Here is a 22,145-nt window from a genome sequence, read left to right as displayed (position 1 = left end):
CGCCGATGCGGTGGGTGGGCGGGCTGTCGTACTCGCTGTACCTGTGGCACTGGCCGCTGCTCATGGTGGCGAGCGCGGTGTGGGGGACGCTGTCGCCGGCGCAGGGCACGTTGGTGGTGGCGGCCGCGTTCGGACCGGCATGGCTCACGTACCGGTTGGTCGAAGCGCCCATCCACCACGCCCGTGTGCTCGCCGCCCGGCCCAGCCGCGCGGTCGCCGTCGGGGTGCTGGCGACGGCGACGGCGCTCGTGGCCGCGCTCATCACCGTCCGGGCCGTCCCCGACTACGCCAGCGCCGACGAGGCCGCCCCCGGCGCCGCCGTGCTGAGCCCGGACCCGTCCGGCGATCCCGACGGCGTCCCCGTCGACCAGGTGCCGGCCCTGACGCCGGACCCGCTCGAGGTGCCCGAGGACAACCCGGACATCTACCCCGACGGCTGCCAGCAGAACGCCCACGACGCCGACCTCGCCAGCTGCGCGTACGGCGACCTCGACTCCGACCGCGTCATCGCGCTGGCCGGCGACTCGCACGCGGCGCAGTGGCAGCCGGCGCTGGACGAGCTGGGTGACCGGTACGGCTGGCGCATCGAGACCTACACGAAGTCGTCGTGCGGGTTCCTCTCCGCCGACATCACGACGGCCGCGGGCGTGCCGTACACCTCGTGCCACGACTGGAACGAGACGCTGCTGGAGCGGCTGACCGGGCCGGACAAGCCGGACCTCGTCGTCACGTCGGGCAGCAACTCCTACCGGGTGTTCGAGAACGGCCGCGAGCTGGGCGACGACGCCAGCGCGGACCGGCTCGCCGACGGCCTGCGCGAGAGCTGGGAGGCGGTGCGCGCGGCCGGCGTCGAGCTGGTCGTGCTGGAGAACACGCCGTGGCTCGGCCAGGACCCGGCCGAGTGCGTCAGCGCGCACCCGGACGAGCTGACCGAGTGCGCCCAGCCGCGCGCCGACGCCGTCGAGAAGGCCGGCGACGAGCAGCTGGTCGCGGCGCGCGAGCTCGGCGGCGTCGACGTCGTCGACCTCACCCGCGCCATCTGCCCGTCCGACCAGTGCCCGGCCGTCATCGGCAACGTCGTCGTCTGGCGCGATGACCACCACTTGACGGCCACGTACTCGCGCACGCTCGCCTCGCACCTGGAGCCCGAGCTCCGGCCGTATCTCGTGAGCCGGCGCTCAGCCGCTTAAGGGGTACCCCCTAAGAACTCCTCGAGCAGCGGGCCGGCGGTGCGCGAGCCGGACTCGCCGTCCTCGACGAACACCGCGACCGCGAGGTCGCCCTGGGTGGCGATCATCCAGGCGTGGGTGCGCGGCGGGGACTCGGTGCCGTACTCGGCGGTGCCGGTCTTCGCGCCGACCGGGTCGCCAGGGACGTCGCCCAGGAACTCGCCGCTGCCCTCCTCGACGACGGCGCGCATGAGGTCCTGCAGCACGCTCGCCTCGTCGGCGGTCAGGGTGCTCTCGGGCGCCGCGGCGGGCGGGTCGACCATGGTCGGCGCGACGGTGTGCCCGGCGGCGACCGACGCGGCCACCGTCGCCATGGCCAGCGGCGATGCCAGCACCTCGCCCTGCCCGATCATCGACGCGGCGTGGGCGGTGCCGTCGGCCTCGGCCGGGACGGCGCCGAGGAAGGACGGGGCGCCGGTGTCGTGCTCGGCGCCGAGGCCGAGCGACGCGGCGGCCTGCGCCAGCGAGGCCTGGTCGGCGACGCCGTTCTGGTTGATGAAGGCGGTGTTGCAGGAGTTCGCGACCGCCTCGCGCAGCGTGATCTCGCCGATGGCGCCGGACGGGTAGTCGCTGTAGTTCTCGAACGCGCGGCCGTCGACGGTGGCGGCGGGCGTGCACTCGACGACGGAGTCGGCGCTCAGCCCGGCACGCAGCAGCGCCAGCGACGTCACGACCTTGAACGTCGAGCCGGGCGCGTACTGGCCCAGCGTGGCGGTCGAGTAGCCCTCGCCGCCCGGCCCGCTGGCGGCGGCCAGGACGGCGCCCGTGGACGGCTGGATCGCGACGATGGCGCTGGGCGGCGCGACGTCGGCGAGGATGCCCTCGGCCCGCGACTGCAGGTCGACGTTCAGCGTGGTGGCCAGCGGGGTGCCGGCGACCGGCTCGCGCTCGAACAGCACCTCGGGCTCGGCCGGCTCCGGCTCCTCGGCGCCCTCCGCCGGCGCCGCGCTGGGGTCGCTGGTGGCGTCGGCCGGCGGCTCCGGCGGCACCAGCTCGACGGTGAGGCCCGGCGTGCCGCCGAGCTGCGCGTCGTACTGCGCCTGCAGCCCGGACAACCCGACGATGTCACCGGCGACGACCCGTCCGCCGGACTCCTCGACCAGCTCGGCCGTGGCCTCGCCGACGGTGCCGAGGATCGGCCGGGCGAACTCGCGGGTCGGGGCCAGCGCCAGCGTGTCGTCGATGGCGACGGCGCCCTCGATGGCCTCGATCTGGTCCAGGAGCGGCGCGGCGTCGGCCTCGCGCAGCGTGATGGCCTCGACGAACGCCCGCTCCCCCGCGCCCTGGACCCGCTCGGCCAGCCCCGCGGGATCGACGCCGACGACCTCGGCCAGCGCGGCGGCGGAGTCCGGTGCGACCGCGGCGTCGACGCGGGTCTTGTCGATGCCGACGCGGTAGACCGGCCGCTCGGTGACGATGACCTCGCCGCCGGCGCCCACGATGTCGGCCCGCTGCGCCTGCGTCCGCGAAAGGTCGAGGGTGGCACCGTCGGTCAGCTGCGGGTGCAGCAGGGCGGGCGACCAGTCGACGGTCCAGCCCGCTTCGGTGTCCTCGGCGACGCGCAGGGTGGCGGTGGTCTGGTAGCTCCAGTCCGGGGTGTCCGGAGTCGCGCTCGGCGTCGGCGTGGCGACGGGCGTCTCGGTGCCCGGCGCGGGTGCCGCCGCGGAGCCGTCGAGGTCCCAGCCGACGTCGAGGGTGACCTCGCGGGTGCTCTCGTCGTCGGTCCGGGCGAGATCGGCGACGGTGACCGTCCGGGTCGCCTCGCCCATGCCGGCGACCATGGCCTCGACCGCCGCTGTGGCGTCGGCGGCGCTGGTGCCGCCGAGCGGGACGCCGGCGAAGTCACCGGAGGCCACTGCCTGCGCCAGCTGCTCGGCGACCGGAGTCGCGTCCGGCGGGTCGTCGCCGCTGCAGCCCGCCGCCGTCGCCACCAGCACGCCGCCGGTCACCGCGGCGAGCAGTCGCCGCGGCATTGTCGTCCTGATCATCGGTCCCCGTTCTTGGCCGTCGTTCCGGATACCCTAGCGCCAATGCAGAAGTGCCCCGGTCAGCCCAGGCGCTGGGCCACCAGCCGGGCGGCGTCGGCCAGGGCGGCGTCGACCTTCGGCGCGTCCACCCGGTTCCGGCGGGTCAATGCCACGATGACGATCGGCTCGCCCGCCGGGTTCCATGCCACGCCGGCATCGTTGTTGGTGCCGTAGTCGCCCGCGCCGGTCTTGTCGGCCAGCTTCCAGCCGCCCGGCAGCCCGGCCCGGAACCGTGCCGCGGAGGTGGTGTTGGCCAGCATCCAGCCGGTGAGCCGGCGCCGGTCGGCCGGCCGCAGCGCCCGTCCCACCAGCAGATTCTCGAAGGAGCGCGCGACCGCCGCGGCCGTGGTGGTGTCGCGCACGTCGCCGGGCACCGCGGCGTTGAGCTCCGGCTCCCAGCGGTCCAGCCGGGTGACGCGGTCGCCGATCGACCGCGCGTACGCCGTCAGCCCGCGCGGCCCGCCGATCTCGCGCAGCAGCAGGTTGGCGGCGGTGTTGTCGCTGTACCGGAGCGCGGCGTCGCACAGTTCGGCGATGGTGATGCCGGTGTCGATGTGCTCGGCGGTGACCGGCGAGTTCACGACGACGTCGGCCGGCGGGTACCAGACGCGGTGCCGCAGCCGCTTCTCGTCGGCCCGGTCCAGCACGGCCGCCGCGAGGAGCGTCTTGAACACCGACAGGATCGCGAACCGCTCGTCCGGCCGGTGCGCGAGGCGCACGCCGGTCGCGAGGTTGGTCGCGCTCAGCCCCAGAGTGACGTCGTGGGTGCGCTCCAGCTCCAGGACGGCGGAATCGACGACGGCGCCGGCCTGCGGCGGGCGGCCCGAGACCGTCCGGGCGGCCGCCGGCGACGACGTCAGCAGGCCCCCGGCGGCGGCCGCGACCGGGGCGGCGGCGAGGCCGAGGCGCAGGACGGTGCGACGGGTGGGTTCCGGGGCGCGGGTCGGGCGACGGTCCTTCACGGGTCCTCCTCTGGGGTGATGTGAGAGCCCGTCCACCGTCGCAAGCCGATCGGACCGATGTCCAAGACGCAACCGCCACCGATCCATGCCAGATGTGTATCGTTGCTGCGCGTGGACCTGCTGAGGCAGCTCGAGGCGTTCGTCGCGGTGGCCGAGGCGCGCAGCTTCACCCGCGGCGCCGACACCTGCGGTGCACCGCAGCCGGTGGTGAGCCGGCGCATCGCGGCGCTCGAGCAGGACCTCGGCGCCACGCTGCTGCATCGCACGTCGCGGCAGGTCGAGCTGACCGAGGTCGGCCGCACCCTGCTCCCCCACGCAGCCGACCTCGTCGCCCGCGCCGGGCACTTCCGCGAGCTGGCTGCCGTCGCACGTGCGGCCGGCCTCGCCGTCGGCGTCCCGCCCGGCCCCGACCCGCACGCGCTGGTCGCCGCCCGCCGCGCTGCCGCCGACGCCGGGGTGACGCTGACGTTCGCGGCGGAGCCCGCCGACCGCCGCGCCGAGCTGGTCCGCCGGGCCCGCCTCGACGTCGCGCTGCTGCCCTGCCCGCCGGACCAGGAGGACACCGGCGCCGAGCTCGGCGCCGGGACCGCTGGGACCGCCGTCGCCGCCGGTGAGCTGCGCGGCCGCCGTCTGCACCTGGACCAGCTGCGCCGTGCCGGCGGCGACTCGGGCCGGCCGCGGGCGCTGCACCTGTCCGCCGAGGACGACGTGCCGTGGGTCCGCGACCCGGTCCACCGCGCGGCCCGGCAGGCCGGCCTGCTGGACCGCCAGCTGCGTGTCGGCACGCCGGACACCGAGGCACTGACCGCCGCGCTGGAGTACGGCGACGCGATCCTGTGCACCCGGGCGTGGGCCGCGGCGCACCGGCTGCGCTGGCGGCCGCTGGGCGACGTCGCGGTGCGCCGGTCGTACGCCGTCGCCGCCCGGCCGCAGGTGTCGCGCGAGCTGGTCGGCGCGCTGCTGCCGGCCCTGGCCACGGCGGCCGGCCTGGCCGGTCTCGTCGACGGCCGGGAGGACGCCCGATGACCACGGCCGACGTGTTCGGGTTCTCCGGCGAGGCGGTGCGGACGGCGCACGACGTCCGGGCCGACTGGGCGAGCACCGGGCTGCGCGGCTCGCTGTACGCCGCCAACCTCGACACCGGCGAGGACCTGGGCTTCGACGTGCACGTGCCGTACGTGCTGGCATCGGTGAGCAAGATGCCGCTGGCGCTGGTGGCGCTGGACCTCATCGCGGCCGGTGAGCTGGACCCGTCGCGCCCCGTCGATCTGGTCCCCGGCCGCATGACGCCCGGGCCCACGGGCGCGGCGCTGTTCCGGCACCCGAGCCGCATCGCGCTCGAGGACCTGCTGCTGCTCATGCTGTCGGTGAGCGACAACGCCGCCGCCGACGCCGTCTTCGAGCTGATCCCGCCGGAGCGGGTCACGCGCACGCTGCAGGGGTGGGGGTGCGACGGCATCGTCGTGCGGCACCCGATGCGCCGGCTCTACGAGGCCGCGGCGGCCGTCGCGCCGGGCGACCCCGTGCTGGCGCTCGAGCTGGCGGTCCGGGCCACCACCGACGGCGGCGGGCACGTGCTGCCGACGCTCGACATCGCCGCCGCCACCCACGGGACCGCGGCCGGGCTGGTGTCGTTGTTCGGCCGCGTCTGGACCGACGACGTGAGCGTGCCGGCCGCGACGGCGCGGCTGCGCGAGCTGCTGGGTCACCAGGTGAACCGGAACCGGTTCAGCTCGGAGCTGACCGCCGACTCCCTCACCATCCACAGCAAGACCGGCACGTTCCTCAACCTGCGGCACGAGGCCGGCGTGGTGACGACGGCGGGAGGCGACCGAATCGCCGTCGCCGCCCTCACCGCCTCGACGGTCGCCGCCGCGGCGCAGCCGGAGGCCGACCGCGCCATCGGCCGGGCCGCGCGCGCCGCCGTCGACGTCTTGCGGCTCTGACTCCCGTGTCAGCCGGGCCGGACGACGACCAGCCCGCCGCAGGCGCACCGCCCGTAACCGACGAAGCCGTCGCCGGTGCGGTGCCAGGACGTGACGGTTCCGGGCTGGACGGCGGCGCCGCAGCGGCCGCACGCCCGGACCACTTCCAAGGTTCGTTCGCTCATGCCCTCTACCGTGCTGTAATGGCATTGTGCATTTCAACCATTACAGCGACGAGGGTGCGCTGCTCGCGGCCGCGGTGGTGAACGAGCGGTTCGACTCGGCCGCCGACGTCGTGCGCCTGGCGGCCGAGCACGACCTGCTGCTGGAGCGAGCGCCGACGGCGGACGACGCGGCCGGACTGCGGCGCTGGCGGACGGCGCTCGCCTCCGTGGTGGACGCGCCGACCGACGGCGAGCGGATCGGGGCGCTGAACCGGCTGCTCGCCGCCGGCACGTCGCACCCGCGGATCAGCCTGCACAACGGCCCGCCCCACGTGCACTTCCGCCCCGACGACGTCGCGCCGGAGCGCCAGTTCGCCGCGATCACGGCGTTCGGGCTGGCCTGGTTCCTCACCCAGCGGGGGCTGCACCGGCTCGCCCGCTGCGGCGCCTCCGACTGCTCGGTCGCCTTCGCCGACGTCACCCGCAACGGGCGGCAGCGCTACTGCTCCACCCGCTGCGCCAACCGCGAAGCGGTCCGCCGTCATCGGAGCCGGTCGCCCTCGGTGCCTGCGTTCGCCGGATGACCGTTCGCCGGGCTTGCCGAGCCGGCCGGCCCCTGCTGCTCTCATCGTCGGGGACCCAGCGCCGAAGCCCGCCCCCCGAATGGCCCGGCCCCACCCCCGCTGTTCTCTCTCTGCGCCGGCCGCTGACTGTTCCACTGTGGTGTTCCGCAGTTGCCCCGCCGCACTGACGGCCCCGCCGGCCCCCACATGACCACGTTCAGCAGGCAATTCCCTGCTCCACGATGCCTGCAGACCTCGCGAAGCAGGAGAACGCCTCGTGACGCACCCTGGCAACCACTTACCGGCCGCCGGCGACTGGCCGCCACCACGATCACCCGACCCGCTACACGCCTACACGCCTAATACGACACGGGATTCCCTAGTGAACGTGATCATTCCGAGCGCCCCGCCCAGCAGGGGCCCGACCTACCGACCGAGGCGATCCGGGCGCAGGTCGAGCCGGCGCAGCAGCTGGGCGTTGGCCGCGACGATCACGGTCGAGGCCGTCATCGCCACGGCAGCGGCCGCCGGCGGCAGCACGAACCCGATGGGCGCGAGCACGCCGGCCGCGAGCGGGACGGACAGCAGGTTGTACCCCGTCGCCCACACCAGGTTCTGCACCATCTTGCGGTAGCTGGCCTTGGACAGCACGCGCGCCGACACCACGCCGCGCGGGTCGTCCGACGCCAGCACGACCCCGGCGGACTCGACCGCGACGTCGGTGCCGGCGCCGATCGCGATGCCGACGTCGGCCCGGGCCAGCGCGGGGGCGTCGTTGACGCCGTCGCCGACCATGGCGGCCATCAGCCCGCGCTCCTGCAGGGACGTGACCGCGGCGTCCTTGTCCTCGGGCAGCACCTCGGCGAAGACCTCGTCGATGCCGACCTCGGCGGCCACCGACTCGGCGACGTTGCGGGCGTCGCCGGTGATCATGACGGTGTGGACGCCCTCGTCGCGCAGCAGGGCGACCGCCTCGCGCGACTCCGGCCGGATCTCGTCGGCCAGGGCCAGCGCGCCGAGCACGGTGCCGTCACGGACCACGTAGAGGACCGTCGAGCCGGCGGCGGCCCACTCGGCCACCTGCGACTCGACGGCCGAAGGCACCGCCAGGTCCAGGTCGCGCAGCAGCCCCGGCCCGCCCACCGCGACCTCCGCACCGTCGACGACGGCGCGCACGCCCTTGCCGGTGAGCGAACGGAAGTCCGACGCCGACGGCACCGGGCCGCGCGCCGACGCCGCCGCGACGATCGCCGTCGCCAGCGGGTGCTCGGAGTCGCGCTCGGCCGCGGCCGCGACCGCAAGCAGCTCGTCCTCGCCCGCGGACGACGCCACCGCGACGCCCGCCACCGCCGGCCGGCCGACCGTCAGCGTGCCGGTCTTGTCGAACAGGACGGCATCGACCTGGCGCATGCGCTCGAGCGCCAGCCGGTCCTTCACCAGGATGCCGGCCCGCGCCGACATCGACGTCGAGATCGCGATGACCAGCGGGATGGCCAGGCCGAGGGCGTGCGGGCAGGCGATGACCAGCACGGTCACGGTGCGCTCGACCGCGGCCGACGCCTCGCCCAGCAGCGCCCAGACCAGGAACGTCAGCGCGCCGACGCCGAGGGCGAACCAGAACAGGTACGCCGCGGCGCGGTCGGCCAGCGCCTGCGCCCGCGAGCTGGACGCCTGTGCGTCGGCCACGAGCCGCTGGATGCCGGCCAGCGCGGTGTCGTCGCCGACGGCGGTGACCTCGATGCGGATCGCGGTGTCGGTGGCGACGGTGCCGGCCTCGACGCGGTCGCCCGGCCCGCGGGCCACGGTCGTCGACTCGCCGGTGACGGTGGACTCGTCGACCTCGGCGGTCCCCTCGCTCACCACGCCGTCGGCCGGCACCCGCCCGCCGGAGCGCACCAGGACCACGTCACCGACGGTCAGCTCGTCCAACGGCACCGGGACGACCGCACCGTCTGCCGTCACCCGCTCGGCGGTGTCGGGCAGCAGCTCGGCCAGCGCCTGCAGCGCCCCCGACGCCTGCCCGAGTGCCCGCATCTCGAGCCAGTGCCCGAGCAGCATGACGACGATGAGCAGCGCCAGCTCCCACCAGAAGTCCAGTTCGAACCCGCCGAGGTCCAGCGACGTCAGCGCGCTCGCCACGAACGCCACGCCGATGGCCAGCGAGATCAGCGTCATCATGCCGGGCAGCCGGTCGGCCAGCTCCGCCTTGGCGCCGGCCAGGAACGGCCAGCCGCCGTAGAAGAACAGGAACGTGCCGACGACCGGCGGGATCCAGGTCGCCCAGGCCGGAACCTCGTAGCCGATGAGGTCGGCGAACATCTCGCTGAACCCGACCACCGGGACCGCCAGGACCAGGCTCACCCAGAACTTGTCGCGGAACATGCTGCCGTCGCCGTGCCCGGCGTGCTTGTCATGACCCGCGTGCGCGGTGGCGTGCGCGGTGGCGTGCCCGGCGTGGGTCGCATGCTCGTCCGTCGCGACGGCGTGATCGTGCTGTTCCATGGTCGCTCACCTCTCGTCGGTTCTGACCACGGAACCACCATACCCCCTAGGGGTATTCCGTCAGGTGAGTGTGACCGCGATTCCGTCGGCGGTCTCGTCCGGCTCGACGTCGACGACGGCGACGTGCCCGGCCGCGCGCACGTCGCCGAGCAGGGCCCTGACGGCGTCGGTGTCACCCGGGCGCACCCGCACGACCGCCCGCGCCACCTCGGTGCGCATGGACAGCTGCGCCTCGGTCTTGGCCTTGCGCACCGCTCCGATCAGCGCCGACGCCGCCGGGAACAGGCCCGGCTCGCCCGGCTCGCCCGAGGCCGCCGGCCACGGCGCCAGGTGCACGGAACCGTCGCGCCACCACGACCAGACCTCTTCGGTGACGAACGGCAGGAACGGCGCGAACAGCCGCAGCTGCACCGAGAGCGCCCGCCGCAGCGCCGCCCGCGCGGACACCGCGCCCGCGCCGTCGCCGTCCTCTCCGTACGCCCGGGCCTTGACCAGCTCGACGTAGTCGTCGCAGAAGTCCCAGAAGAACCGCTCGGTGGCCTCGAGCGCGCGGGTGTAGTCGTAGTCGTCGAGCGCCCGGGTGGCGTCGGCGACGACGCCGTCGAGCGTGGCGAGCATCGCGCGGTCCAGCGGCAGCATGGCCGTCGCCGACTCGTCGACGGCGCCCAGCCCGAGCACGAACCGGCTCACGTTGAGGATCTTCATGGCCAGCCGCCGGCCGATCTTCATCTGGCCGGGGTCGAACGCGGTGTCCGCACCGGGCCGCCCGCTCGCGGCCCAGTAGCGGACGCCGTCGGACCCGTACTGCTCGAGCAGGTTCACCGGGGTGACGACGTTGCCGACCGACTTCGACATCTTCTTGCGGTCCGGGTCGAGGATCCAGCCGGAGATGGCCGCGTGCCGCCACGGCAGCGCGCCGTTCTCCAGATGCGACCGGACGACGCTCGCGAACAGCCAGGTGCGGATGATCTCGTGCGCCTGCGGCCGCAGGTCCATGGGGAAGACGCGGCCGAACAAATCGTCGTCGCTCTCCCAGCCGCCGGCGATGTGCGGCGACAGCGACGACGTGGCCCAGGTGTCCATGACGTCGGGGTCGCCGGTGAACCCGCCCGGCTCGCCCCGCTGCGCCTCGGTGAACCCGGGCGGGGCATCGGAGGACGGGTCGATCGGCAGGTCCGTTTCGGCCGGGACGATCGGCTGGTCGTGGACGGGCGCGCCGGAGGCGTCCAGCGGGTACCAGAGCGGGATCGGCACGCCGAAGAAGCGCTGCCGGCTGATCAGCCAGTCGCCGTTGAGTCCGCTGACCCAGTTCTCATAGCGCACCCGCATGTGCGCGGGATGCCAGTCCAGCTCGCGGCCGCGCTCGAGCAGCGCCGCGCGGAGGTCGTCGTCGCGGCCGCCGTTGCGGATGTACCACTGCCGGGTGGTGACGATCTCGAGCGGCCGGTCGCCCTTCTCGTAGAACTTCACCGGGTGCGTGACGGTGCGCGGCTCACCCCGCAGCTCGCCGGTCTCGCGCAGCTGCTCGACCACCCGCTGCCGGGCGGTGTGCACCGTCGCGCCCGCCAGCTGCTCGTACGCCGCCGCACCCGCGCCGTCGAGCCACCCCGGCACGTCGGGCAGGAACCGGCCGTCGCGCCCGACCACCGGCCGGGTGGGCAGCGCCAGCTCGCGCCACCACGTGACGTCGGTGGTGTCGCCGAACGTGCAGACCATGGCCGCGCCCGTGCCCTTCTCGGGGTCGGCCAGGCGATGCGCCACCACCGGGACCTCGACGCCGAACACCGGCGTGCGCACCGCCGACCCCACCAGCCCCGAATACCGCGCGTCGTCAGGATGCACGACGACGGCGACGCAGGCGGGCAGCAGCTCGGGCCGGGTGGTGGCGATGAGCAGCGGCTCGCCGTCGCCGCGGGTGAACGCGAGGTCGTGGTACGCGCCCGGCCGCTCGCGGTCCTCGAGCTCGGCCTGCGCGACCGCCGTGCGGAACGTGACGTCCCACAGCGTCGGCGCCTCGGCCAGGTACGCCTCGCCGCGCGCGAGGTTGCGCAGGAACGCCCGCTGCGACGCGCGCCGGGCGGCCGCGTCGATGGTCTGGTAGCCGTGCGACCAGTCGACCGACAGCCCGAGCCTGCGCCACAGCTCCTCGAACGCGCGCTCGTCCTCGACCGTGAGCCGCTCGCACAGCTCGATGAAGTTGCGCCGCGAGACCGGCAGCTGATCCTTCGCCGCCCGCGCGCCGCCGGCGCCGCCGGACGGCGGCTCGAAGCCGGGCTCGTACGGCAGCGACGGGTCGCAGCGCACGCCGAAGTGGTTCTGCACCCGCCGCTCGGTGGGCAGGCCGTTGTCGTCCCACCCCATCGGGTAGAAGACCGCCTTGCCGCGCATGCGCTGGTACCGCGCGATGACATCGGTGTGGGTGTAGGAGAAGACGTGGCCCACGTGCAGCGAGCCGCTCACCGTCGGCGGCGGGGTGTCGATGGAGAACACCTCCGCACGCGGGCGCGTGCGGTCGAACCGGTAGACGCCGTCGCGCTCCCAGCGTGTCACCCATACCTCGTCCAGCCCGTCGACGGTGGGACGGTCCGGGATGGCGGGTTCGATGCGGGAGGCGTGCGTCACCTCGCCGAGCCTAGCCGCGGCCCTCGGGTGCCATCGCGTGAATTTTCGCCCCCACTTCGGCGCGACACGCCCGGGATCGCGGCAATTCATGACATCCTTCATCTGCCGGTCGCGCCGGGTCACCGATGCGGCCGGCCCGGGAAACGTCTCTGAGCTGTGTTGATATGACGCCGAGGTGGCGTGGCCCGGCCCTGCGTGGCACCGATTCGCAGGGGCTTCCGGGGGTCGGATGCGCGTTAGACGCGGTTCGCCTCCCGTTGGTTCCCGCGTGTCTGTGGCTCGTGTAGCATTCCCAGCATTTCGGGCCCTCCTGCGCCCGCGGGCACGCGCGGTGGCAGGGGGCTCGACTGTGAACTGACATCTTTCTGTGAATTGGAGACAGTGTGGCTACCTTCCTCCGCAGCCGCGCCCGCCTTGCGGGCGCGCTGGTGGCGGCAGTGGTGACGGGTGCGACGGCGATCGGTACCGCCGGCGTCGCGTCCGCCGCTGAGGAGATTCCGCAGGAGTCCCTCATCGTGGAGAACCACTCCGACAAGCTCGAGATCGAGCCCCGAATCGTCGGCGGGCAGCCGGCGGAAGAGGGCGAGTACCCCTTCATCGCCTACCTGACCATCGACACCCCTGAGGGCACGTTCGCCTGTGGCGGCTCCCTGTACGCCGCGGACACCATCCTCACGGCGGCGCACTGCGTCAACGGCACCGGCCCGGCCGACAACATCACCGCGCACTTCGGCTCGGTCGACCTCGCCAGCGGCGACATCGTCGAGTACACCTCGGAGTACGTCTACTCCGGCAACATCTCCGGCATCCCGAACGACTGGGCGCTGGTCAAGCTCACCGAGGACGTCGAGGGCATCGACCCGGTCGACGTCGTCACCGACGACTCCCTCGACGGGGGCACCGCCATCGGTGACGAGGACGATCCCGCGTTCACCGTCATCGGCTGGGGCGACCTCGCCGACGGCGCCAACGCCGGCAGCCAGTTCCTCCAGGAGGTCCGGGTTCCGGCCGTCTCCGACGACGACTGCGCCGCGGCCTACGGCGCCGACTTCACGGCCGACGCCGAGCTGTGCGCCGGCGACCTCGAGAACGGCGGCGTCGACTCCTGCCAGGGCGACTCCGGCGGCCCGCTGCTGGCCAACACCGGCACCGACGTCGCTCCCGAGTACACCCAGGTCGGCGTCGTGAGCTGGGGCAACGGCTGCGCGCTCGAGGGCTTCCCGGGCATCTACACCCAGCTGAGCAACTTCGCGGACAAGATCGCCGCGGTCTCGAACGGCGAGAACACGCCGGCCGAGGTGGCCGACGTCACGATCGAGACCACGGCCGGCACCCCGGTCGAGATCACGCTGACCGCTGACGACGCCGAGGGCGACGACGTGTCGTTCAAGGTGAGCGAGCCCGGCTCGGGCACGCTGACCACCGACGACGAGACCCTCGCCACGCTGGTCTACACACCGGCCGAGGGCTTCACCGGCGAGGACAGCTTCCTCTACCTCGCCAACGACGGCAGCACCGACGGCATCCCCGCCACCGTGACCATCACGGTCTCGGACGCCCCGGAGCCGACGCCGACGCCGACCGACACGCCCACCGAGGACCCAGGCGATGACGACGGCAACGACGACGGTGACGACAACGGCGAGGGTGGCGACGGCGAGGAGCTGCCCGACACCGGTTCCAGCACCACCACCATGATCGGCCTGGCTCTGCTCCTGGCCGCCGGTGGCGCCGGCGTGGCCTTCGCCGCCCGGCGGCGTACGGCCGGCTCGAACGTCTGAGCCGATTCGCCTGAATAAGTAACGTTCCACCGGTTCGGCGGTGGCGCATCTCACGGAGAGCGCCGCCGCCGAACCTGTTTCCTCGTCGATGTGGGACTCGCCACAGCCTGGGACCTCGCGGTCGGCCGTGGCTGGGTTTCGTCGCCTGAGCTGCGGGTATCGCCCTCATGAGGCGGTGCCGCCCCGGTGTCGCCAGCAGGCGACCGGCGACGAGGGTGGGTAAGGTCGAAACACATGTGCGGTCTCACCGGTGAATTCAGGTTCGACAACCGCCCCGCCGACCTCGCCGCGGTCGGCCTCATGTGCGACGCCATGGTGTCGCGCGGACCCGACGACTCCGGCGCCTACGCACACGGGTCGCTGGCCCTCGGCCACCGCCGGCTGTCCATCATCGACCTCTCGCCGTACGGCCACCAGCCGATGATCGACGCCGAGCTGGGGCTGACCGTCATCTTCAACGGCTGCATCTACAACTACCGCGAACTGCGCGACGAGCTGCGCGGGCACGGCTACCGGTTCTTCTCCACGTCCGACACCGAGGTCATCGCGAAGGCCTACCACCGCTGGGGCGAGGACTTCGTCGACCACCTCATCGGCATGTTCGCCCTGGCGATCCACGAGCGCGACACCGGCCGGCTGGTGCTAGCCCGCGACCGCCTCGGCATCAAGCCGCTGTACCTGGCCGAGACGCCGGACCGGCTGCGGTTCGCCAGCACGCTGCCCGCGCTGGTCCGGGCCGGCGACGTCGACACCTCCATCGACCCGGTGGCGCTGCACCACTACCTGAGCTGGCACGCCGTCGTCCCCGCCCCGCACACGATCCTCTCCGGCGTGCGCAAGCTGCCGCCGGCCACGGTCCGGGTCGTCGAGCCCGACGGCGCCAGCCGCGAGCGGGTCTACTGGGACCCCGCGTTCACCCGCGACCCCGCGAAGGCCGGCTGGTCGGCCACCGACTGGGAGGAGGCGGTCCTCGAGTCGGTGCGCGTGGCCGTGCGCCGCCGTCTGGTCGCCGACGTCCCCGTGGGCGTGCTGCTGTCGGGCGGGCTCGACTCCAGCCTCGTCGTCGGCCTGCTCGCCCAGGAGGGCCAGACCGGGCTGAACACGTTCAGCATCGGCTTCGACGCCGTCAGTGGCGAGGAGGGCGACGAGTTCAAGTACTCCGACGTCGTCGCCCGCGAGTTCGGCACCGAGCACCACCGCATCCGTGTGGGCGCCGACCTGCTGCCGTCGCTGGGTGACGCCGTCGCCGCCATGAGCGAGCCGATGGTCAGCCACGACGCCGTCGCGTTCTACCTGCTGAGCAAGGAGGTCAGCCGGCACGTCAAGGTCGTGCAGTCCGGGCAGGGCGCCGACGAGGTGTTCGCCGGCTACCACTGGTACCCGCCGCTGGCCGGCGTGGGCCGCGACGACGCCGTCGCCACCTACGCCAAGGCGTTCTTCGACCGCGACCACGCGGGCATGGCCGAGGTCGTCGCGCCGGAGCACCTCGCCGGCGGCCCGGTCAGCCTCGACTTCGTCCGCGAGCACTTCACGAGGGACGGCGCCGAGACCGCCGTCGACGCCGCGTTGCGGCTGGACACCCAGATCATGCTCACCGACGACCCGGTGAAGCGGGTCGACAACATGACCATGGCCTGGGGCCTCGAGGCGCGGGTGCCGTTCCTCGACCACGAGCTGGTCGAGCTGGCCGCCCAGTGCCCGCCGGAGCTGAAGCTGGCCCAGGAGGGCAAGGGCGTCCTCAAGGAGGCCGCCCGGCGCGTCATCCCGCACGAGGTCATCGACCGGCCGAAGGGCTACTTCCCGGTGCCGGCGCTGAAGTACCTGCAAGGGCCGTACCTCGAGCTGGTCGAGGACGCGCTGCACTCCGCCGCCGCGCGCGACCGCGGGCTGTTCCGGCCCGAGTACGTCGACCGGTTGCGCACCGAGCCGAATGCCGACCTCACTCCCCTGCGCGGCAACCGCCTCTGGCAGCTCGGGCTGCTCGAGCTGTGGCTGCAGACGCACCTGCCCGGCGGCGGCGCGGTCGGGGTGCCCGGCCGGGACGTGCCGCGGTGAGCGACTTTCGTCGCAGGCCGCCGCAGTCGCTGTGGAGCCGGCCGTGGAAGGAGGCCCCCGAACACCTCGTCCGCGACATGAAGCGCGACGTCGTGGTCGACCTCGCGTGGGGCCGGCTGGTGTTCGCGCAGACCTTCGAGGAGCCCCGGCACATCATCGACCTGCTTCGAGCCGAGGAGGAGGGCCGCCGCGACATCGCGATGTACGTCGCCGACCCGCATGTGCTGGTGTCGCACGCGCCCGGCGAGCTGTTCATCGACCCGTCGCTGACGTTCCGGCTCGAGCTGCACCGCTACCGGCCGCGGCGCAACCCCGTCGCCGGCGTGTTCGTGCGCAAGATGAGCGAGCTCGCCGACGCCGACGACATCAACCGGCTGTACTCCGCGCGCGGCATGGTCACCGGCGACGTCGACCTCATGTGGGCCAACCAGCGCACCCCGACGTTCACCTACCTGGTCGCGCAGGACGAGCGCACCGGGACGATCGTCGGGACGGTCACCGGCGTCGACCACGTCCGCGCGTTCGACGACCCCGACAACGGCGCCAGCCTCTGGAGTCTCGCGGTCGACCCGCAGTGCACCATCCCCGGCGTCGGCGAGGCGCTGGTCCGGGTGCTGGCCGAGCGCTACATCGGCCGCGGCCGCGACCACCTCGACCTCTCCGTGCTGCACGACAACGACCCCGCGATCCGGCTCTACATCAAGCTCGGGTTCCAGCGGGTCCCGGTGTTCGCGGTGAAGCGGAAGAACCCGATCAACGAGCCGCTGTTCGTGGCCGGCCCGGCCGACGCGGCGGCGCTCAACCCGTACGCGACGATCATCGCCGACGAGGCGCGGCGGCGCGGGATCCTGGTCGAGATCACCGATGCCGAGACCGGCGAGCTGCGACTCTCGCACGGCGGCCGGCGCATCCTCACCCGCGAGTCGCTGTCGGAGCTGACGACGGCGGTCGCGATGAGCCGCTGCGACGACAAGCAGCTGACCCGCCGGATCTTCCAGCGGGCCGGGCTGTCGGTGCCGCGCGGGGTCGCGGCGTCCTCGCCCGAGGCCGACGCCGCGTTCCTGGCCGAGGTCGGCGAGGTGGTCGTCAAGCCGGTCCGCGGCGAGCAGGGCCGCGGCATCACCGTCGGCGTGTCCTCCCCGGAGGCGCTGGCCACCGCCGTCGAGCTGGCCCGCACCCACTGCCCCGACGTGCTCATCGAGGAGTGCGTCGACGGCGACGACCTGCGCATCGTCGTCATCGGGCACGAAGTCGTGGCCGCCGCCGTCCGCCGTCCGGCCACCGTCTACGGCACCGGGCGGCACACCGTCGCCGAGCTCATCGACGCGCACAGCCGTCGGCGCTCCGCCGCGACCGGCGGCGAGTCGCGGGTGCCGGTCGACGACACGACGGTGGCGACGGTGCGGGCGGCCGGCTACGGCATGGACGACGTGCTGCCCGACGGCGTCGCCCTGCGGGTCCGGCGCACCGCCAACCTGCACACCGGCGGCACCATCCACGACGTGACGGCGATCCTGCACCCCGCGCTCGAAGAGGCCGCGGTGGCGGCCAGCCGGGCCATCGACATCCCCGTGACCGGGCTGGACCTGATCGTGCCCAGCCCGCAGGAGAGCGAGTACGTCCTCATCGAGGCGAACGAGCGGCCCGGGCTGGCCAACCACGAGCCCCAGCCCACCGCCGCCCGCTTCGTCGACCTGCTGTTCCCCGCGACCCGCACCACCCCGCGGGCCTGGCAGCCGCCGTCCGCCCCGCGCTGACGCGCCCGAGCCCGCCCGGTCAGGTCGCCCGGGCGTAGTGCACGAAGACGACGCCGTCGTCGAAGGTGCGGCTCGAGGTCACCGTGTAGTGCGACGGCGAGAACCCGGCGGCGCCGAAGAGCGGCCGGCCGGAGCCGATGGCGACCGGGTAGATCTTGATCGCCAGCTCGTCGATCTCGTCGCGCAGGACACCGGCGATCTCACCGCCGCCGCAGAGCCAGATGCGTTCGCCGGGCTCCTGCTTCAGCTCGCGCACCCGCGCGACGGGGTCGGTCGCGACCAGCTCGACTCCGGGGTCGGGGCTGTCCGGCAGCGTGCGGGAGAAGACGAGGTGCCGCAGGTGCGGGAACGCGTTCGTGACCCCTTCGTCAAGCCCCGTGCGGTAGGAGCCGCGGCCTTCGAGGACGGTGTCGATGGTCCGGTTCGGCGGGTCGATGCCGAGCATCGTCCGGAAGTGCGCCGGAACGGTCTCGGGGTACTGCTCGGTGATCGCCCGCATGTGGTCGCCGTCGGCGGAGAAGAAGTCGAGCTCGGCCTTCGGCCCGGCGACGAAGCCGTCGATGGTGGCCGCGACGTAGTACACGAGCGTGCGCATGGGTCCTCCTGAGAACGGGCCGTCCGAACAACTACAGTTGTAGTACTCTGGGTGTAGTGGTTGTCAAGTCCTGGAGGGGATCGGCTCATGGTCCAGAATCCGGAGCGGCGGACGGTGCTGGCCGACGCCGCCATCGAGGTGCTCGCCCGCGACGGCGCCCGCGGGCTGACGTTCCGCGCCGTCGACCGCGAGGCCGGCGTGCCCGCGGGCACGGCGTCGAACTACTTCGCCAACCGGAACGCGCTGCTCACCCAGGCGGCCGAGCGCATCCACGTCCGGCTGCGGCCCGACGACGCCACCATCGCCGCGATGGCCCGTTCCCGTCCGGCTCCGTCGCCCGAGGTGCTCGAGCGCGAGCTGACGGCGATGTACCACCGGCTCGCCGTCCAGCAGATCGACTACCTGGCGCTGCTGGAGCTGCGGCTCGAGGCGATCCGGCGGCCCGAGATCCGCGCGGCGCTGACGGCGACCATGCGCGCCAACCTCGAGCAGAACGTGGCGGCGCACCGCGAATCGGGGCTGCCCGGTAGCGACGTCGACGTCGTGCTGATGTACCTGGCGCTGAGCTGGCTGATCATCGAGAACCTCACCCTGCCCGGCGTGCTCGAGGGCTACGACGCCGACCGGCTGATCGCCGCGCTCACCGACCTGGTGGCGGGTCGCTGAGCAGAACGCGCAGCGGGCCGAGGCCGATCGCGCCAGCGCCGATCGCGCCCACCGCCGGCGCCCTGCCCTGCCAGCCGGGCCAGCGTCACCGGATCGAGTCCGACGAGATCGCGGAGGTGATCGTCGCCACCTTGGTCACGTCGTTCGCAGGCACCCCGGCAGGCTATGTCAGGGTAGACGCATGAAGACCCTGCCGATCGACGAGGAGTACCTGCGCGAGGTCCTGATCGAGCTGCTGCGCACGCCCAGCCCGTCGGGCCGCACCGACGCGGTCATGCAGATCGTCGGCGACCGGCTGTCGGCCATGGGCGTGCCGATCCGGCTCACCCGCCGCGGCGTGCTGCGGGCGACGCTGCCGAGCGAGGGCTCCGCCGGCGGCGCGAGCCGGGCCGTCGTCGTGCACGCCGACACCATCGGCTGCATGGTGAAGCGGCTCAAGGAGAACGGCCGGCTCGAGGTGGTTCCCGTCGGCACGCACAGCGCGCGGTTCGCCGAGGGCGCCCACGTCACCGTCTTCACCGACCACCTCAGCAACCTGCACACCGGCACCGTCCTGCCGCTGATGTCCAGCGGGCACAACTTCGGCGACGCCGTCGACACCCAGGGGGTCGGCTGGCACCAGGTCGAGATCCGGCTGGACGAGCCGGTCGAGAGCCGGCAGGACCTCTTCGACCTCGGCATCTCCATCGGCGACTTCGTGGCGCTCGACGCCGCGCCGCAGATCACCCCGAACGGCTACGTGAAATCGCGGCACCTCGACGACAAGGCCGGCGTCGCGGCCTGCCTGGCCGCCGTCAAGGCCCTGGTCGACGACGGCGGCAGCCGCCCGGTCACGGCGCACCTGCTGGTGACCATCGGCGAGGAGGTCGGCGTCGGCGCCACCCACGGGCTCGACGAGTACGTGGCCGAGCTGGTCGCCGTCGACAACGCCGTGGTCAGCGAGGGCCAGGAGTCGCGCGAGGACACGGTCAACATCGGCATGCTCGACTCCACCGGGCCGTTCGACTACCACCTGACCCGCCGGCTCATCGGGTTGTGCGAGGACAACGACCTGCCGTTCCGCCGCGACGTGTACCGCTTCTACCGCTCCGACACCGCGCCCGCCGTCGAGTCCGGGCTCGAGTGCCGCACGGCGCTCATCGGCTTCGGCGTCGACTCCAGCCACGGCCACGAGCGCACCCATCTCGACGGCATCCGGCGCACGGCGGAGCTGCTGACGGCGTACCTGTCCAGCCCGCTGACGTTCAGCGAGTGGGACGACCGCCCCACCGGCTCCCTGGCCGACTTCCCCAGCCACAGCGTCCAGCCGGCCGAGCCGGAGCCGGACCGCTACCCGGGCCGGCACTGACCCCAGGCCGGCGGCAGGGTCCCATGCGACGACGAGTCGCGCAAGGGAGAGGGGACCAGCGCCGTCGTCACTCCTTGGGCTCGATGGCCTTCGCCTTCACCGTCGCCGCGTAGACGTCGACGTACTCCTGGCCTGACAGCTCCATGAGCGCGTACATGATCTCGTCGGTGACCGAGCGCAGCACGTGGCGGTCGTTCTCCATGCCGTAGTAGCGGCTGAAGTCCATGGGCGCGCCGAAGCGGATGCCCGGGCGCATGACCTTGGGGATGACGCGACCGGCCGGCTGCATCTCGGCCGTCCCGATCATGACGACGGGGACCACCGGGACCTGGGCCTCGAGCGCCATGCGGGCCACGCCGGTCTTGCCGCGGTAGAGCCGGCCGTCGGGCGAGCGGGTGCCCTCGGGATAGATGCCCAGGAGGTCGCCGTTGTTCAGGATCTGCATGGCTGTGCGCAGCGCCGACTCGCTGGCCCGGCCGCCGGAGCGGTCGACCGGGACGTTGCCCGTGCCGCCGAAGAAGACGCGTTTCAACCAACCTTTGACACCGCGCTGGGTGAAATAGTCGCTCTTGGCGAGGAAACTGACCTTACGGTCGAGAACGAGGGGCATGAAGAAGGAGTCGATGACGGTGAGATGGTTGCCCGCGAGGATCGCACCGCCCTTCGCGGGGACATGCTCTACGCCCTCGGCCCAGGGACGGTAGATCAACTTGAGGATCGGCCCGAGGAAGACGCTCTTCATCAGCCAATAGAACACGTCGGAACACTACCTCCAAACGACGCGGTCGGGGGGCCTCGACCACACGGACGGATCGGGCGCATGCGACGATGCTGGTGCGAGTGCCGGCGTGGGAAGTGGAGGGGACTCGATGCTCTCTGAGGGCGAGGCGGTCGACTCGATCGAGCCGTACCGGCACGACGGCGGCCCCGTGGGCGTGCTGCTGTGCCACGGCTTCACGGGCTCGCCGGCCGCGCTGCGCCCTTGGGCCGAGCACCTCGCCGCCACCGGCTACAGCGTCGATCTCCCCCGGTTGCCCGGGCACGGCACCACCTGGCAGGACCTGAACCGCACTGCTTGGCCCGACTGGTATCGCCGGGTCGAGCGGTCGCTGCTCGACCTCGCCGAGCGGTGCGAGCAGGTCGTCGTCGCCGGCCTGTCCATGGGCGGCTGCCTGGCGCTGCGTCTGGCCCAGGAGCACGGCCCGCTGGTCCAGGGCCTGGTGCTGGTCAACCCGGTCGTCACCAGCGCCGACAAGCGGTTGCTGGCGCTGCCCCTGCTGCGGCTGCTGCGCCCGTCGGCCGCCGGGCTGTCCGGCGACATCGCCATGCCCGGCCAGGACGAGCGCGCCTACGACCGCACCCCGCTGCCGGCGCTGTGGTCGCAGACCCGCATGTGGCAGGTGGTGCGGCGCGACCTCGCCTTGATCACCCAGCCGCTGCTGCTCTACCGCAGCGTGAACGACCACGTCGTCGACGCGACCAGCGCTCCGGTCATCCTCTCCGGCGTCTCCTCCACCGACGTCGCCGAGGTCGTCCTGCAGCGCAGCTACCACGTCGCCACCCTCGACTACGACGCCCCGGAAATCTTCTCGGGCTCCACGGCGTTCGTCGAACGAGTCACCACGAAGAGGAACCGGGGCCTGCCGCGATGAGCCGAGACGACGACCAGACGTGGGCCGAGCTGATCGACTCATTCCATGCCACCCCCACCGCCGACGGCGATCAGCCCTGGCCGGCGGCCGAAGAGCTCGGCCCCGACGACCGTCTCGACGAGCCCCGCCCCGAGGACTTCCGCGACGCCTCGGTGACGCTGGGATCGCTGACCGGGCGCGGCGCGGGTGCCGAGGGCGCGGACGGCGCCCCTGAGGCCGGCGTGGGCGCCGGCATCGACGACGCCACCGCCGACGAGGCCGCCAACCACTTCGTGCCCCCGCCCCCGGCGCCCATCC

The 22,145-nt window shown here is 73.2% G+C and carries 17 protein-coding genes and 1 pseudogene; 11 read left to right on the top strand and 7 right to left on the bottom strand.

Features of this window, described 5'->3' with window-relative positions:
* A partial coding sequence (locus E1212_RS29705) for an acyltransferase family protein (RefSeq protein ID WP_162605638.1) occupies positions 1–1,190 on the top strand: 1,190 nt, incomplete at its 5' end.
* Here the strand turns inward: E1212_RS29705 and E1212_RS26415 are convergent.
* Together E1212_RS26415 and bla are read right to left on the bottom strand one after the other, a co-directional pair.
* Positions 1,187–3,217 (bottom strand): penicillin-binding transpeptidase domain-containing protein, encoded by a 2,031-nt coding sequence (locus tag E1212_RS26415; protein WP_203417254.1) that lies wholly within the window; start codon positions 3,215–3,217, stop codon positions 1,187–1,189. The genes E1212_RS29705 and E1212_RS26415 overlap by 4 nt on opposite strands.
* Positions 3,218–3,276: 59 nt before the next feature.
* Positions 3,277–4,218, bottom strand: coding sequence for a class A beta-lactamase (bla, locus tag E1212_RS26410; RefSeq protein WP_203417252.1), 942 nt, complete (start codon positions 4,216–4,218; stop codon positions 3,277–3,279).
* A 111-nt stretch (positions 4,219–4,329) separates the two neighbouring features.
* Here bla and E1212_RS26405 point away from each other — a divergent pair, with 111 nt between their 5' ends.
* Positions 4,330–5,244 (top strand): LysR family transcriptional regulator, encoded by a 915-nt coding sequence (locus tag E1212_RS26405; RefSeq protein ID WP_162605637.1) that lies wholly within the window; start codon positions 4,330–4,332, stop codon positions 5,242–5,244.
* The gene (locus E1212_RS26400) at positions 5,241–6,164 is read left to right on the top strand and encodes a serine hydrolase (RefSeq protein ID WP_131988061.1); all 924 of its coding nucleotides are present in this window, start codon (positions 5,241–5,243) and stop codon (positions 6,162–6,164) included. The genes E1212_RS26405 and E1212_RS26400 overlap by 4 nt, the downstream gene beginning before the upstream one ends.
* Positions 6,165–6,172: 8 nt before the next feature.
* On the opposite strand, the gene E1212_RS29700 is transcribed toward E1212_RS26400, so the two are convergent.
* Entirely contained in the window at positions 6,173–6,328 is a 156-nt protein-coding gene (locus E1212_RS29700) for a hypothetical protein (protein ID WP_162605636.1), read from the bottom strand.
* Between the two features lie 26 nt (positions 6,329–6,354).
* Between E1212_RS29700 and E1212_RS26395 the strand changes: the two genes are divergently transcribed.
* Positions 6,355–6,891, top strand: a complete 537-nt coding sequence (locus tag E1212_RS26395) for a CGNR zinc finger domain-containing protein (protein WP_131988059.1) — start codon at positions 6,355–6,357, stop codon at positions 6,889–6,891.
* Between the two features lie 405 nt (positions 6,892–7,296).
* On the opposite strand, the gene E1212_RS26390 is transcribed toward E1212_RS26395, so the two are convergent.
* Positions 7,297–9,372: a heavy metal translocating P-type ATPase gene (locus tag E1212_RS26390; RefSeq protein ID WP_131988057.1), complete on the bottom strand. Its 2,076-nt coding sequence runs from the start codon at positions 9,370–9,372 to the stop codon at positions 7,297–7,299.
* A gap of 60 nt (positions 9,373–9,432) precedes the next feature.
* Positions 9,433–11,994 (bottom strand): valine--tRNA ligase, encoded by a 2,562-nt coding sequence (gene valS, locus E1212_RS26385; protein ID WP_238992494.1) that lies wholly within the window; start codon positions 11,992–11,994, stop codon positions 9,433–9,435.
* A 383-nt stretch (positions 11,995–12,377) separates the two neighbouring features.
* Between valS and E1212_RS26380 the strand changes: the two genes are divergently transcribed.
* From E1212_RS26380 to ngg, 3 genes are all read left to right on the top strand, one after another.
* Positions 12,378–13,775, top strand: coding sequence for a trypsin-like serine protease (locus tag E1212_RS26380; RefSeq protein WP_131988053.1), 1,398 nt, complete (start codon positions 12,378–12,380; stop codon positions 13,773–13,775).
* Between the two features lie 234 nt (positions 13,776–14,009).
* Positions 14,010–15,830: an N-acetylglutaminylglutamine amidotransferase gene (locus E1212_RS26375; protein WP_131988051.1), complete on the top strand. Its 1,821-nt coding sequence runs from the start codon at positions 14,010–14,012 to the stop codon at positions 15,828–15,830.
* 29 nt (positions 15,831–15,859) lie between these two features.
* Positions 15,860–17,587: an N-acetylglutaminylglutamine synthetase gene (ngg, locus tag E1212_RS26370; protein ID WP_420814441.1), complete on the top strand. Its 1,728-nt coding sequence runs from the start codon at positions 15,860–15,862 to the stop codon at positions 17,585–17,587.
* A 19-nt stretch (positions 17,588–17,606) separates the two neighbouring features.
* Here ngg and E1212_RS26365 read toward each other — a convergent pair whose 3' ends face one another.
* Positions 17,607–18,182 carry a dihydrofolate reductase family protein gene (locus E1212_RS26365; protein ID WP_131988049.1) on the bottom strand — a complete coding sequence of 192 codons (576 nt, stop codon included), beginning with the start codon at positions 18,180–18,182 and terminating at the stop codon, positions 17,607–17,609.
* An 87-nt stretch (positions 18,183–18,269) separates the two neighbouring features.
* Here E1212_RS26365 and E1212_RS26360 point away from each other — a divergent pair, with 87 nt between their 5' ends.
* Positions 18,270–18,848, top strand: a complete 579-nt coding sequence (locus E1212_RS26360; protein WP_131988047.1) for a TetR/AcrR family transcriptional regulator — start codon at positions 18,270–18,272, stop codon at positions 18,846–18,848.
* Between the two features lie 181 nt (positions 18,849–19,029).
* Entirely contained in the window at positions 19,030–20,196 is a 1,167-nt protein-coding gene (locus tag E1212_RS26355) for an osmoprotectant NAGGN system M42 family peptidase (protein ID WP_131988045.1), read from the top strand.
* Positions 20,197–20,263: 67 nt separating this feature from the next.
* Here E1212_RS26355 and E1212_RS26350 read toward each other — a convergent pair whose 3' ends face one another.
* Positions 20,264–20,953, bottom strand: a complete 690-nt coding sequence (locus E1212_RS26350) for a lysophospholipid acyltransferase family protein (RefSeq protein WP_131988043.1) — start codon at positions 20,951–20,953, stop codon at positions 20,264–20,266.
* Between the two features lie 112 nt (positions 20,954–21,065).
* Between E1212_RS26350 and E1212_RS26345 the strand changes: the two genes are divergently transcribed.
* On the top strand, positions 21,066–21,848 hold the full coding sequence (locus tag E1212_RS26345; RefSeq protein WP_131988041.1) for an alpha/beta hydrolase: 783 nt from the start codon (positions 21,066–21,068) through the stop codon (positions 21,846–21,848).
* Positions 21,845–22,145 (top strand): annotated as a pseudogene (locus E1212_RS29695) (hypothetical protein); the annotation flags it as partial. The gene E1212_RS26345 and the pseudogene E1212_RS29695, both read left to right, overlap by 4 nt.

This window comes from Jiangella ureilytica (genome assembly GCF_004348545.1).
GTDB lineage: Bacteria > Actinomycetota > Actinomycetes > Jiangellales > Jiangellaceae > Jiangella > Jiangella ureilytica.
Note: the sequence above shows the minus strand (reverse complement) of the source record. Positions and strands in the feature narration are given on the sequence as shown.